Raw genomic sequence first — 13,688 nt, 5'->3', positions numbered from 1 at the left:
TTAAGTTATTTAACTATGCCACGAAAAAGCAGATTATTCATTGATGGTATCCCTCATCTTGTAAAACTGTCAGGGCATAATGATGAGGTTATATTTAAAGATGATGTAGACATTAGTAACTTATATCATTGTATTGATAATGCATTAGCAATTTACAAAATAAAGTTGCATGCATACTCATTGTCTTTGCAAAAAATAACTTTACTTCTTTCTGCCCCTGATAAAGAAAGTCTGGGACGATTTATGCAGCATCTTGGGAAAGGTTACACTCATGATTTCAATCACCGTCATCAACGACATGGCACGTTATGGGACAGTCGTTACGATTGCAGCCCAGTCGAACCCAATGCGTATTTTTTACTCGCTAAAAAATATATTGAATGCCACTGTGCTGACGAATTCACGCATCATAGCTCCGCCGATGCACCTGAGGAACGGATTACACCTCACGACGAGTATTTGCGCCTGGGGGAAAATGCATTACAACGCCGAAATATTTACCAACAGTTTTGCCTCGGTAGCATGAGTCCAGCAATAATAACGCGAATTGAGTCTGCATTAACGCAAAATTGCTTGCTGGCTACAACGTCATACTCTAAAGCTCTTGAGGATAAACTTCAAAGAAATTTACGCCCGCGTAAAATAGGACGTCCCAGAAAACATGACCAGAATCCAGCAGCTACCTGGGAATGGCTAGAAAAAAAAGCCGAATATTTATTACGCCAGTATTGTTATCATGAAATAAGAACCCCTTTGCTAGAAAAGCTTGAAGAAGATTTAACTCAATCTTTTTCTTCCGAGTCTGGCGAGCTGTTATTAAATCATCAAGCCCTACTCCGTGGTGACGGCACCATGGGCTGTTTACGACTTCTTTCACAGCATCAAAATTTGCAAACTGAAACCCGGGTCTGGTACCAGGGTACAATGTTCCGTCGTCAACACCAGCAAAATATTAGTCAGTTTCATCAACTGGGTGTTGAGACCTTCGGTTATTCTGATATAGGAATTGAAATAGAATTAATTTCACTGCAGTTTGATTTTTTTAAATCACTTCAATTATTACCTTTTATTAACCTCAGGGTAAATACTACCGGAAACCAAGAAGAGTTTACGCATTTTCGCCACGCTCTTCAGCAATACTACCGCCCCTTCTCTGCTCTGTTGAACACCCAACAACTGAACTGGCTCAACATTCGCCCGGAGCATTTGTTAACCGACAACGACAGTTTAATGCAGCGTCTTGCAGAGAAGGCCCCGCAATTAGAGTCTTGGATCTCGCCTCACTCACGTCAAAGATTCATAATACTCTGTGATACACTTACGGCTTTGCGTATCCCTTTTACCCACGATCGCAAACTTTTCCCCGTGAATAACTACAATGACCTTATCTTTGAATGGCACTCTGACACTTCACATCGCCATCAACTATTATGCCGTGGTGGCCGCTATGATAATACGGCCAGCCAGCTAATTGGCCACCCCGTATCCGCTTGTGGGTTTGCTTTTATGCTGGAACCTATCATGCATTTATTAAGCAGTACCCACAAAGATAACTTCCCCGGGAAGCATATTGATCTGGTGATTATTCCATGTCAGGAGAGAGCCCGCCGTGTCGCATTAACCCTGAGCCGGCGCTTACGCCGTAGTTTTCCGCATTTAAGCATTCTGAATGACTGCTCTTCTTTACGTCTCTCGACCAGACAAAAAAATGCCCAACGCCTGGGCGCTCGCTTTATTTTACTTATTGATGGTAGTGAGACCGAAGTGACATTTTACGACGAAGAAAATCATTATTGGGTACAGATTTCACTTAATGATGTTGTCGCCCATTTGAGTCATTCACTCATGATGTAACAAAAAAAGCCCGGCATCACTGCCGGGCAACGTTACCAATACTCAATAACTCAGGCACACTGCAAAATTTGTTTCTTTTTCTCGCGGCGAATTTTACGTTCTTCAAAGACCGCGACGATGGCCATCAGACAGATACAGCCGATAGCGGCCGCGTCGAGGGCCGCAAAAGTGCCCGCCCAGCCGGTAAGTCCGAATACCGGCGTACCGTCAGCAATCATCCCCAGCCCCAGCTTGGCAAAGCTATCGCCGATCAGATAGGCGAAAGTGCCTTTAATACCGTCAGCGGCACCAATTGCTTTTTTCGGGACGAAGCCCACGGCGGCGACGCCGATCAGCAGCTGCGGGCCAAAGACCAGGAAGCCTAAGGCAAACAGCGACAGCAGGTAGACATACTGATTGCTGGCGTGCTGGTAAACGCCAAGGGTCGCGATAATGAGCGCCAGCGCGATACAGGCCACCAGTGCACGACGACCGTTCGCCAGATCCGACAGCCAACCCCACAGCAGCGTCCCGACCAGCGCCCCGACTTCAAACAGGGTGAAGCCCTGAATCGCGACCTCTTTCGACAGCTTCAGCTCCTGGAAGGCATAGACCGTCGACCACTGGTCGATACCAATGCGTACCACGTAGAGGAAGATGTTGGAGAAACACAGCAGCCAGATGACTTTGTTTTTCAACACATACTCGACGAAAATCTGCCATTTGGTCATGGCATTCTCTTCCGTTTCTTTATCTTCTTCGCTGATCTCCTCGCCGAACAGCTCTTCCGCATTACCGAGACCGTAGGTTTCCGGGGAGTCGCTACCAAAACGCAGGCCGATAAAACCGACAATCAGCGCGATAATCGACGGGAAGATAAACATGCCGATGACGTGGCCATCGAACAAATAGTTCGCGCCGAACAACGCCACGCCAGCCGCACCCGCGCCACCGAGGTTGTGAGAAATATTCCAGAAGCCCAGGAAGGTGCCGCGCTTACGCCGCGGGGTCCATTTGGTAATGGTTGAATAGCTGCACGAACCGCCGGTACTCTGGAAAAAACCGCTCAGTGCATAGAAGGTTATCATCAGAAACAGGCTGGTCGAACCGGCTCCCATGCTGGCGCTAAAACCGAGCATACAGATAGCGGAGAGGATCAGCATAAACGGCAGAAACTGCTTGGTGTTTTTGCCGTCCGCATAGTAAGACACCAGCGTTTTACCTACGCCGTAGGTTATCGAGAAGCCGAGGCCTATCATCCCCAGTTGGGTCATGCTCAACCCGTAGGTCGAGATCATATCGTTCTGGGCGATATTAAAGTTCTTGCGAATCAGATACATGCTCAGGTAGCCGATAAAGACCACCAGATAGGACTGCATGAACGGTTTGAACCACATCTTACGCCGCACGTCGAGCGGCAGATCCAGGGTCGGCTTGCGCACCTGGTTTAGAAAGGCCAGCATAGGACACTCCGGGCTAATTTTTATACCTGCGAATGGCAGGCATTGTAAAAAGCCGCGGCGCAACAGGCCTGAGACAGCGTCCAGGCGGAACCGGGAAAATTTCTTAGTTTTGCCCCACTCGGGGCAAAAAAGAGAGGCAGGTCACGCTTCGCTGGCGGTTCTTGGCGCCTGAGCGTTTAAAAACGGCAGCAGTAACAGTGCAGAAATCCCGGCGGCAATGGCGATCGCCACGAAAAAACCGCTCCAGTGCCAGATTTCCATCACCTTCGCCAGCGGCCAGCCGGAGAGCGATGCCCCAAGATAGGCAAACAGCCCGACGAACCCGGTTGCCGCGCCCGCCGCCTCCTTGTGGGAACACTCCGCCGCCGCCATACCAATCAGCATCTGGGGGCCAAACACAAAGAAGCCGGTGGTAAAGAAGCAGGCCGCCTGCATCACATAGCTGGCGAAGGGCATCAGCCATAACCCGCCAACCGAGAGTAAAATTCCGGCGGCGAAAATCAGGTTCATCGGCCCGCGGTTGCCGTTAAATAACTTATCCGATCCCCAGCCAGCCACCAGGGCGCCAATAAACCCACCCAGCTCGAACATCGTCACTGCCGAGTTGGCGGTCACCAGGTCGACGCCCAGCGTCTCCGACATGTAGAGATTGCCCCAGTCGTTTATCGCCGCCCGCACCACGTATACCAGCACGTAGCACAGCGACAGCAGCCAGATATAGGGATTCAATAGCACGTATTTGGTGAGGATCTCTTTGCGCGTCAGCCCCGCGCCTTCCTGCTGCTGGGCAATCTCGAGCTCGTCATGCCGCCAGTCGCCCACCGCGGGCAGCCCGACAACCTGTGGCCGATCGCGCAGCCGCCAGCAGAGGAACAGCCCGGCGAGAATCGCCAGCATCCCGGCAATCATCATCCCGGTGCGCCAGCCGTAGTGCAACGCCGCCGCGCCGACCACCATCGGAATCAGCGCTCCGCCGACGTTGTGCGCGGTATTCCACAGCGCCCACCAGCCGCCGCGTTCGGTACGCGAATACCAGGCCGTGAGCAGACGGGCGCACACCGGCGAGCCCCAGCCCTGGAAAAAGGCGTTCAGCGCCCACAGCAGCGCAAAGGCCCATAGCGAGGTAGAGAAGCCAAACAGAATATTGACCACGCCGGTGGCAATAAGGCCCAGCCCCATAAAATAGCGGGCGTTGGAACGGTCGCTGACGATGCCGGAGAAAAACTTCGACAGCCCGTAGGTGATGTAAAACAGCGTCGCCAGCAGGCCAATATCACTGCGCGTCAGGACGTTGCTGGCGAGGATTTCCGGCACGGCGGCATTAAAGCTTTTGCGCGTAAAATAAAACAGGGCGTAGCCCAGCCAGATGGTCGTCAGAATATGCCGTCGCCAGTAGCGATAGCGCTCATCCAGCGCTTGCTTATCGGCAATCGGCGCGGCATCAGGCGGGGATTTAAAAAAGCTCAGCATCATCATTCCTCAAACATAACGTCGCGGCAGGCTGACGCAAACGCGGGTACCGTGCGTGCAGGAGATAGTGAGTGTTCCCCCCAGCGCCGTCACACGCTCGCGCATGCCGGTCAGGCCAAAGCCCTGCTGCCCGGTGCCCGGCGGCAGCCCGCAGCCATCATCCTCAAGCACCAGCATTAGCCGTTCCTCCTGCTGCCAGCCCTGTAGCGTTACCGCGCTGGCGCTGGCGTGTTTCACGATGTTGTTCAGCCCTTCCTGACAGACACGAAACAGGGTCACGCGCTGGTTTTCGCTCAGTGCGGACTCATCGATACGCCACTCCAGATGGCTGACCATCCCGCAGTCTTCCAGCTCCATTTCGCGCATCAGCGAACGCACCGCCTGTTCAAGGGACAGATCGTCGAGTTGACGCGGGCGCAGGCGGCCCAGCAGGCGCCGCACCGAGTCGTAAACCCCCAGAGAAAGCTGCTCAATAAGCTGACCGCTCTGTTTCACACCGCCGTTTTCCGGCGCCAGACGCTGAACAATCCCCGCCTGGGTTCGAATGGCGGTGATGGTCTGGCCAATATCATCATGCAGTTCGCGCGCCACGTCCCGACGCACGCTCTCTTCCGTTTCCAGCAGCCGATCCGCCAGCCGCCGGTTGCGCGCCAGCTCGCTTTGCAGCGACTGGTTCAGTTCGCGCAGGCGCTGGATCCCGGCCCCCAGCAGCAGTCCGGTCAGGCTCTGAGCCAGCAGAGAGAGCAGCAGGTCCACCGGATGATCGTGCCAGGTCTGACTGGCAATCAGCGCGATAGCATTCATCAGGGTCGCAATCAGCGCTCCCTGCCAGCCGTAGTGCCAGGCCAGGGCGATAATCGGCAACGCCAGGCAAAAAGGGGTAAACCGCGAGAGTTCAGCGGGTAATCCCAGCTGCAACCAGAGGCTGACGGTAAACAGCAGCAGATACCAGATCAGGTGTCGTCCTCGCCAGTTCACCGGCTGCGAAACCAGCGATGGCCCCAGCGGCCGCCAGACGGTGCTGGTGAGATAGTGCCAGATAACCAGGCAAGTCGGCGCCAGCGTCAGGCCGCCGGTCAGGGTCAGCAGCAGCGCGTTCAGCCCCTCTTTCCCCTCCAGCAGCCACGGCAGCGATTGCAGCAAAGCCGCAGCAATCAGCGCCCCGCCCTGACGCAGCAGAGTTAGCCAGTCGCGCTGATGGCGAAAACGCGAGATAAGCGTCACCGGCAGCAGCGCCAGCACACTTCCGATCATCAATATTAACGGATGCGCCAGCGCCACTTCCTGCGCCAGCCAGAAAATCAGCAGCCACTCCGCGCCCAGCAACACCGGCCAGTAGCCGCGCGGACACTGGAGCATCAAACCAAGACGCAGACCGAAGGGAAACAGCAGAACGGCAAGGTCCGGCCGTGCAACCAGGTGCAGGCTGATACTCCACAGGCAAAACCACGCGGCAGAGAAAATACAGAAGCAGCCGGCCACCGAAAGCAGCCGGGAGAGGAACGGTTTCATTGCCAGCTATCGAACATGCGCCGCGCCAGCTCAACATCGTTGCTGACGCCCAGTTTTTCCAGCAGGTTAGCGCGATGTACGTGAACGGTTTTTGGCGACAATGCCAGCTCGGCGGCGATCTCTTTGACCGCCATCCCCTGCGCCAGCTTTTCCGCCACCTGGCGCTCACGGCGGGTAAGAGGATCCTGGCGGCCCGCCGCCAGCTTCATGGCAATATCCGGCGTCAGGTAACAGCCGCCGGTCGCCACCGTTCTGACCGCGGCGATCAGCTCATCCGGGCTACAGCGTTTAGAGAGAAAACCGCGGGCGCCGGCATTTAGCGCCTGCTCTACCAGCGCCGGGCTGTCGTGAACCGAGAGCATGATAGTCGCCATCCCTTTAGGCAGCTGACTGAGCAGCTCAAGGCCTGACATATCCGGCATCGAAATATCACAAATACAGACCTGAACGCCGCGCCCGGGCAGCCCCGTCAAGGCTTCGCGTGCGGAGCCGAACTCAGCAACCACCTGGAAATCGGCTTCCAGCCCCAGCAGCTGCGCAAAACCGGAGCGGACGATAAGATGATCGTCGATAAGGGCAATGGTGGTCATGACGTATCCTGGCGGGTTAAAAAACGCGCTTACCTTAACGATATAAACTGCATCCTTCAAGCGGCGTCTGCGTTGGCTGCGTCTGCTTCCCCCAGTCACTGACTTAAGTCAGCTCCTGGGGATTCTCAGACTTGCTGCCACTTGAAGGATTATGTTTATCGCGCGTTGTTCAAGCCTTGTGCAGGATTATCCGCCTCATGCGATGCCGGTAGTCACCGTGAAGGTCCGGGTCTGCTGCGGTGCCAGCGAAATCAGGCTGCCATTACGCTGGGCCGCCAGAAATCCCTCAGGCCGACAGGTAGCCGGTAGCGCGAAGGCGGCCACCTGCTGATCGCCGTTATAGAGGATCCAGCGGGTAACGTAATTGAACTCATCGCTGGAGAATCGCGTGATAAACGTGGTGCCATCCGGCGCTATCATGCGAAATTCCGGGCTATTCGTGTAGCGATCCAGCCTATCGGCAAAAAAAACAATTTCCGGATCGTAATACTGAGGCTCACTCAACGTGGTCAGCGAGGCTTCCCCTTGCACAAGACGTTGATTGAAAGCCAGCCATGACTCCGTTGGCTGCACGTGAGCCGGTACAGATTCACGCAGCGTGAGCGCTTCATCTGGAATATTCTGGCTGAAGGTCGCCTGCGCCACGTAGGCATAGTTCATATGGCACATGTACTGTAGCGGCATAGCAACAGAAGCAAGATTCGTTACCGCCATCTGGATATCAAACAGCGCGCTGGCTTTGTGCAATACCACCGCAGGACGCGCCTCATAGTGATGGCCAAAACCCATTACGTATTCGTAGCGTCCCGCCACGCGCAGGCAGCCCTCCTCCAGTTCCAGCCAGGCGTCATCCAGGGTGGCGCAGGCCATTTCACCATGCAGCGGATGGGTATCCTGCGGCGACGGGCAGCCGTTCGCCAGCAGTCCCGAATGGAAGGCGAAGCAGCCATATGTCGCCACCACCTCCGCTGCCGGCTTCGGCTCGCGGAACATATTGCGCATGGTCAGGTCGTGACCGTCAAATTCAGCGTCCCAGATCATTTGCCCCAGCCAGGGCAAAATCACCAGATGGCCGCGCGCATTCTCCACCCGTAGCCCCTCTACGCCGCTGGCATAGCGGAAGGCCGTTACCGTGAAGTCATCATTCGCCAGCAGCGTACGAGGCTGCTCGCTAAAGAGCTGACGCCATAAAGGTAAACGTGTCGTCATGAGCTTTCTCCTCAGGATGCCGTCGCTTCGGTCAGCGAACGGCGGACTTTACACTCGCGCCAGAAATAGACGCCCACGTAGATGAAGCACAGCATCGGTACCAGGAAAGAGACCTGCAGCGAATGGAACATATCGGCCACGAAGCCCTGAATCGCAGGCACGACGGCGGCACCAATAATCGCCATCACAATGACCGCACCGGCCATTTCGGTATGTTCGTTATCAACCGTATCCAGCGTGCCGGCGTAGATAGTCGCCCAGCATGGTCCGAACAGAACGCTCACCAGCACCGCCACGTACACTGCGCTAAAGCTTGGCGCCAGCGCCACATACGCCAGGAACAGCGCGCCGATGATCGAGTAGATAATCAGCACTTTTTCCGGCGTGAAACGGGTCATTAAAATATTGGCGATAAACTTGCCGATAAAGAAGCAGGCGAAGCTGTAGACCATAAAGGTTGAGGCATCGCGCTCGTTGATATCGCCCAGCTCCAGCGCAAGACGAATGGTGAACGACCAGACGGTGACCTGCATCCCGACATACAGGAACTGAGCGGCAATCCCGCGACGAAAGCGCGCATTGCTGGCCAGGTAGCGCAGCGTATCGGCCGCCGTCGGGCGTTTATGCGTTGCTGTCTGCGCAACCTTACAGGTCGGGAAGCGCGTCAGCAGGAACAGCACCATGACCACCACCAGTACCATGATCATGTACTTGTAAGGTTCAAGGGTGTTTTCCAGCATCAGGACTTTAAAATTATGAATCTGCTCGGCATTCATACCAGCCATCTGTTTTTCCAGACTTTCGCCATCGGAAAAGACCAGATATTTGCCCAGCAAAATACCGGCTGCTGCGCCAATCGGATAAAAGGTCTGGCTGATGTTCAGGCGCAGTGTGGCATGGCTTTTGGGGCCGATCATCGAACTGTAGGTGTTCGCTGCCGTCTCCAGGAAGCTCAGGCCGATGGCAATCGCGAAAATCGCGGCCAGGAACATGGTGTAGGTTGCCATGTGCGAGGCCGGGAAAAAGAGCGTGCAGCCGACGATATAAAGCGTGAGCCCGGTGAGAATAGCAACCTTATAGCTGGTGTTTTTAATGACTAATGACGCCGGGATCGCAATTAAAAAATAACCGCCATAAAATGCACTTTGTACCAATGCGGAAGCAAAGTTACTTAATGCAAATACGCTTTTAAACTGTGTAATTAAAATATCATTTAACGCCGCAGCACATCCCCATAAAGGGAATAAGCAGGATAACAAAATAAACTGGAACAGAGGGGTTTTGTTCAGATAGCCGTCAGGCATCTGAATGATGTTTTTATCGTTCATAGTGCTACCTTTTACAGTGCAGGGTGATTATTCGTTTAACGACAGATATTCATTAAACTGCTCGATACTGGGATAAGACGATTGTGTGCCTTTCCCGGTGACGCTAAAGGCGGCAAAGAGAGAGGCTTTTTTCATGGCGGATTCAACATCTCCGCTCTGGACGTAATAATGCGCAAAGCAACCAATAAAGGCATCGCCTGCGCCGCTGGTATCTACCGCGCTGACTTTAAACGCCGGAACATGAACCTCCTGAGTGCGCGTCATCCACAGCGCGCCTTTCTCACCCATGGTCACAATAATATTATTGAGGCCTTTTTCAACGAGGCTCCGGGCGGCGGTACGAATATTATCGTAAGTTTCAACGGGCAGGCCGGTTAATATTTCAAGCTCGGTTTCATTAGGAACAAAGAAATCACATTTACAGGCATAAGACATATCTAATTCACGCAGTGCCGGTGCCGGATTTAATAACACTTCAATGCCGTGCTTTTTACCAAATTCGATAGCGTGATAAACCGTTTCCAGCTGAACCTCAAGCTGCAAAACAATCAGCTGGCATTTTTTTAAATCCTCTGCGGCGCGATCGATATCTTCAGGAGAGAGAAATTTATTGGCGCCTTTGATAATAAGAATGCTGTTGCTGGAGTTGGCATTCACAAAGATTGGCGCGACGCCGCTGCTGGTGCAGGGGACTTTTTCAACATAGGTGGTATTGATGCCCCAGGACTCAAGATTGCGAATCGTGTTATCCGCAAAGATATCATCTCCCACTTTGGTCAACATCAGCACCTTAGAATTGAGCTTAGCGGCCGCCACGGCCTGGTTGGCCCCTTTCCCGCCACAGCCAATTTTGAACGCCGGCGCCTCAAGGGTTTCACCCTCTTTTGGCATCTGGTTGGTATAGGTGATGAGATCCACCATGTTGGAGCCAATAACCGCGATATCCATTTTACTACCTCTCAGAAACAATCACACAACAATGATATTATCGTAACATTATCATGTTACTTTAGTACCATTTGTGACCATGATCGCGATTGCAGTATCATTATCTGTTTATTTAACGACCATAAAAATGCGAGAGGTAGTGAAGGAAAGAGAATTAAAATGCACGCCAACATACATAACAACATGAAAATAAAACGATTATAATAAATAAAATGAGATCTATCAGACTTTTAATTCCAAAAGACGCGCAGTATAGTAATGTGAACGCATAATGTTTCAGCAGGGACAGAAATGTTACCAGAGGAACATTTGCCTAATGAATTACGGAGAGTGTGCATGGAGACCAAGCAAAAAGAACGTATACGTCGTCTGATGGAACTGCTGAAGAAAACCGACCGAATCCATCTCAAAGACGCCGCGCGTATGCTGGAAGTCTCTGTGATGACCATTCGCCGGGATCTCAGTCTGGAAAATGACGAACCGCTGCCGCTCACGCTGCTTGGCGGCTACGTGGTCATGGTGAATAAACCAGCATCCCCTTCGGCCACGCCTTCGCTTGCGGCGAAACCAGCCCATCATCGCGACGAGCTGCCGATTGCCATCCTTGCCGCCGGCCTGGTGAGCGAAAACGATCTGGTCTTTTTTGATAACGGTAGCGAAATGCCGCTGGTCATCAATATGATCCCCGATGACATTACCTTTACCGGTATTTGCTATTCACACCGGGTATTTATGGCCTTAAATGAAAAGCCCAATGCCACCGCCATTTTATGTGGCGGAACTTATCGGGCTAAGAGCGATGCCTTCTACGATACCAACAACCCTTCTGCGCTGGATTCGCTGAATCCGCGGAAAGTGTTTATTTCCGCCAGCGGCGTACACGAACACTTTGGCGTCAGCTGGTTTAACCCCGAAGACCTCGCCACCAAACGTAAAGCGATGGAACGCGGCCTGCGAAAAATCCTGCTCGCGCGCTACGCGTTATTTGACGATGTCGCGCCTGCCAGTATCGCTCCGCTGTCAGCATTTGATGTGCTTATCAGCGATCGTCCATTACCGGCAGACTATGCCACACACTGCCGGAATGGTTCGGTAAAAATCATCACCCCGGATTCTGAAAGTGAGTAGCTTAGCGCCATCCCAGTAGGCGTAGCTTGTCGCAGCCAGTCTGGAGACGGGCAGTGCACTAAAGCCAGAGCGTACGCGTAGTACGTGATGATCTGGCGCTCTGCCCAGGGCCAAAATGGCAAATAAAATAGCCTAATGGGATAGGCTTTTACTCAAAGAAGACGGCAATTTTATTAAACATCGAAGGGTCGGACTGGTTACGTACCACCTTTTCCACATCTTCCAGTTTTTCAATCTGACTGATCATCTGCCCCAGCCGCTGGTCATCATTCACCAGTAGCCAGATGCGGCTGTGGTTACTGTTCTGAATCGGTAGACAGAGAATGCCCTCCACGTTAAACGCACGGCGGGCGAACAGGCCGCAAACGTGGGTCATGACTCCCGGATGGTTGCGGACGGTGAGTTCCAGAATAACGTTGTCATGAGTCTGCTGTTGCATGGTTTATTCCCCCACCATTTCTGTATTTGCCGCTCCCGGCGGTACCATCGGATAGACTTTTTCTTCCGCATCAATACGTACATGAATCAGCGCCGGACCAGGACGATCGATGATCGCCTGCAGCGCCGCGTGCGGATCGGCTTCGTTATTTAAATCACAGGTTTGCAGGCCAAAACCGGCGGCAATCTGCATAAAGTTGATCATCCCAGGATAGGTCGCAGCAAATACCCCCTGCTGATAAAACAGGCTCTGCTGCTGATAGACCAGCCCCAACGCTTCGTTATTCATCAGAATGATTTTCACATCCAGTTGGTTTTCCGCCGCGGTAGCCATCTCCTGGATGTTCATCATCAGACTGCCATCACCAGAGAAACAGATCACTTTCCGCTGTGGATTGGCCAGTGCCGCGCCAACCGCTGCCGGCAGACCAAAGCCCATGGTTCCCAGTCCGCCGGAGGTCAGCCACTGGCGCGGGCGATTCAGCGGATACGCCTGCGCAACCCACATCTGATGCTGACCAACGTCGGTAGTCACGATCGCGTCATCATTAACGCAGGCGGCAACGGCATTGATCAGGCCGTAATGCGTAAGCGGATCGCTTTCCTGCGGAATTAGAGAAGGGAACTCGCGCTGCAGGTCCGCCACCAGCTGGCGCCATTCGTCGCGCGGCTGAGACTCAACCTGTGGAGTCAGCTGCGCCAGAACGTCGGCCACATCCCCTTGAATCGCCACGTGCGGCTGCTTGATTTTACCCAGCTCGGAACGGTCGATATCCACATGAATAATTTTTGCATTCGGGCAGAACTGCTCGGTTTTACCAATCGCCCGGTCATCAAAACGTGCGCCTAAAACAATCAATAAATCAGATTCTTGCAGAATAAAGTTGGTGCTACGCGCGCCGTGCATACCCAGCATGCCCAGCGACAACGGATGCGCCTTCGGTAACATACCCAGCGCCATCAGCGTCATGGTGGTAGGCAGGTTCGCTTTTTCCGCCAGCGCACGAACCTGTTCAGGGGCGTTAATCACCCCGCCGCCCAGATAAAGCACCGGACGTTTGGCCGCATTAATCATCGCTGCCGCATCACAAACGCTGGTACGGTCAAATGTCGGAGGCGCGGTACGGGTGCCCGGCTCAGGTAAGACATCCATCTCAATGGTCGCCGTCTGCACATCCTTAGGAATATCTATCCACACCGGACCCGGGCGGCCTGACTGAGCGATGCGAAACGCGTCACTCATCACCTGCGGCAGTTCGGCAATGTCGCGTACCAGGTAGTTATGTTTGGTGATGGGAATAGAGATACCGTAGGTGTCGACTTCCTGGAACGCATCGGTCCCAATCATCGATGCCGGAACCTGGCCGGTAATGCACACCAGCGGAATCGAATCCAGACGGGCGTCGGCGATAGCGGTGATCAGGTTAGTGGCACCCGGACCGCTACAGGCCATACAGACCGCCGGTTTGCCCTCGGTGCGCGCCATCCCCTGAGCGATGAAGCCCGCGCCCTGCTCGTGGCGGGCCAGTACGTGGCGAATCTGGGTGCTTTGGCTTAATGCGTCATAGATCGGAAGGATAGAGCCGCCCGGGATACCCGCAACGGTAGTGATCCCCTGACGCTCCAGTAAATGAATAACTAACTGTGCGCCGGTAAAGCGCATTTTTTCTGATGTTGTGCCCGAACTTGCCATGCTCCAGTCCTTTTATTCTGAGCCGACTTACCGGGCGAGTGTCGAAAAAAAACCCCGCTCGGTTTGCGCCGGCGGG

The 13,688-nt window shown here is 53.7% G+C and carries 11 protein-coding genes; 2 read left to right on the top strand and 9 right to left on the bottom strand.

The features are described from left to right. The first annotated feature begins 15 nt into the window (after positions 1–15). Positions 16–1,854, top strand: a complete 1,839-nt coding sequence (locus ACMYSK_RS19555; RefSeq protein ID WP_434637922.1) for an ATP phosphoribosyltransferase regulatory subunit — start codon at positions 16–18, stop codon at positions 1,852–1,854. Positions 1,855–1,904: 50 nt separating this feature from the next. On the opposite strand, the gene uhpT is transcribed toward ACMYSK_RS19555, so the two are convergent. The 7 genes from uhpT to rbsK form a co-directional block, all read right to left on the bottom strand. Next, positions 1,905–3,296: a hexose-6-phosphate:phosphate antiporter gene (gene uhpT, locus ACMYSK_RS19550; RefSeq protein WP_434637920.1), complete on the bottom strand. Its 1,392-nt coding sequence runs from the start codon at positions 3,294–3,296 to the stop codon at positions 1,905–1,907. A gap of 141 nt (positions 3,297–3,437) precedes the next feature. Continuing rightward, entirely contained in the window at positions 3,438–4,766 is a 1,329-nt protein-coding gene (locus tag ACMYSK_RS19545) for an MFS transporter (RefSeq protein ID WP_434637919.1), read from the bottom strand. 9 nt (positions 4,767–4,775) lie between these two features. Beyond that, a complete protein-coding gene (uhpB, locus tag ACMYSK_RS19540; RefSeq protein WP_434644226.1) occupies positions 4,776–6,257 on the bottom strand; it encodes a signal transduction histidine-protein kinase/phosphatase UhpB in 1,482 nt (493 codons plus the stop codon). 17 nt (positions 6,258–6,274) lie between these two features. Then, positions 6,275–6,868, bottom strand: a complete 594-nt coding sequence (gene uhpA, locus ACMYSK_RS19535) for a transcriptional regulator UhpA (protein WP_434637918.1) — start codon at positions 6,866–6,868, stop codon at positions 6,275–6,277. Between the two features lie 195 nt (positions 6,869–7,063). Beyond that, positions 7,064–8,077 carry an aldose 1-epimerase family protein gene (locus ACMYSK_RS19530; RefSeq protein ID WP_434637916.1) on the bottom strand — a complete coding sequence of 338 codons (1,014 nt, stop codon included), beginning with the start codon at positions 8,075–8,077 and terminating at the stop codon, positions 7,064–7,066. A gap of 11 nt (positions 8,078–8,088) precedes the next feature. After that, on the bottom strand, positions 8,089–9,405 hold the full coding sequence (gene fucP / locus ACMYSK_RS19525) for an L-fucose:H+ symporter permease (RefSeq protein ID WP_434637914.1): 1,317 nt from the start codon (positions 9,403–9,405) through the stop codon (positions 8,089–8,091). A gap of 27 nt (positions 9,406–9,432) precedes the next feature. Continuing rightward, complete coding sequence (gene rbsK / locus ACMYSK_RS19520; RefSeq protein WP_434637912.1) at positions 9,433–10,353, bottom strand: ribokinase; 921 nt, start codon at positions 10,351–10,353, stop codon at positions 9,433–9,435. Between the two features lie 336 nt (positions 10,354–10,689). Between rbsK and ACMYSK_RS19515 the strand changes: the two genes are divergently transcribed. After that, a complete protein-coding gene (locus ACMYSK_RS19515) occupies positions 10,690–11,481 on the top strand; it encodes a DeoR family transcriptional regulator (protein WP_434637910.1) in 792 nt (263 codons plus the stop codon). A 148-nt stretch (positions 11,482–11,629) separates the two neighbouring features. On the opposite strand, the gene ilvN is transcribed toward ACMYSK_RS19515, so the two are convergent. Continuing rightward, positions 11,630–11,920 carry an acetolactate synthase small subunit gene (gene ilvN / locus ACMYSK_RS19510; protein WP_434637908.1) on the bottom strand — a complete coding sequence of 97 codons (291 nt, stop codon included), beginning with the start codon at positions 11,918–11,920 and terminating at the stop codon, positions 11,630–11,632. A gap of 3 nt (positions 11,921–11,923) precedes the next feature. Further along, positions 11,924–13,612: an acetolactate synthase large subunit gene (gene ilvB, locus ACMYSK_RS19505; protein WP_434637906.1), complete on the bottom strand. Its 1,689-nt coding sequence runs from the start codon at positions 13,610–13,612 to the stop codon at positions 11,924–11,926. Positions 13,613–13,688: the final 76 nt, after the last annotated feature.

Origin of the sequence: Klebsiella sp. I138 (assembly GCF_051131765.1) — a bacterium.
GTDB lineage: Bacteria > Pseudomonadota > Gammaproteobacteria > Enterobacterales > Enterobacteriaceae > Klebsiella.
Note: the sequence above shows the minus strand (reverse complement) of the source record. Positions and strands in the feature narration are given on the sequence as shown.

Bases quoted from the DNA above. Each gene is read 5' to 3' on its own strand.
- rbsK (WP_434637912.1), bottom strand. From the start codon at position 10,353: ATGGATATCGCGGTTATTGGCTCCAACATGGTGGATCTCATCACCTAT.
- ACMYSK_RS19555 (WP_434637922.1), top strand. From the start codon at position 16: ATGCCACGAAAAAGCAGATTATTCATTGATGGTATCCCTCATCTTGTA.
- fucP (WP_434637914.1), bottom strand. From the start codon at position 9,405: ATGAACGATAAAAACATCATTCAGATGCCTGACGGCTATCTGAACAAA.
- uhpT (WP_434637920.1), bottom strand. From the start codon at position 3,296: ATGCTGGCCTTTCTAAACCAGGTGCGCAAGCCGACCCTGGATCTGCCG.
- uhpA (WP_434637918.1), bottom strand. From the start codon at position 6,868: ATGACCACCATTGCCCTTATCGACGATCATCTTATCGTCCGCTCCGGT.
- ACMYSK_RS19515 (WP_434637910.1), top strand. From the start codon at position 10,690: ATGGAGACCAAGCAAAAAGAACGTATACGTCGTCTGATGGAACTGCTG.
- ACMYSK_RS19530 (WP_434637916.1), bottom strand. From the start codon at position 8,077: ATGACGACACGTTTACCTTTATGGCGTCAGCTCTTTAGCGAGCAGCCT.
- ilvB (WP_434637906.1), bottom strand. From the start codon at position 13,612: ATGGCAAGTTCGGGCACAACATCAGAAAAAATGCGCTTTACCGGCGCA.
- ACMYSK_RS19545 (WP_434637919.1), bottom strand. From the start codon at position 4,766: ATGCTGAGCTTTTTTAAATCCCCGCCTGATGCCGCGCCGATTGCCGAT.
- ilvN (WP_434637908.1), bottom strand. From the start codon at position 11,920: ATGCAACAGCAGACTCATGACAACGTTATTCTGGAACTCACCGTCCGC.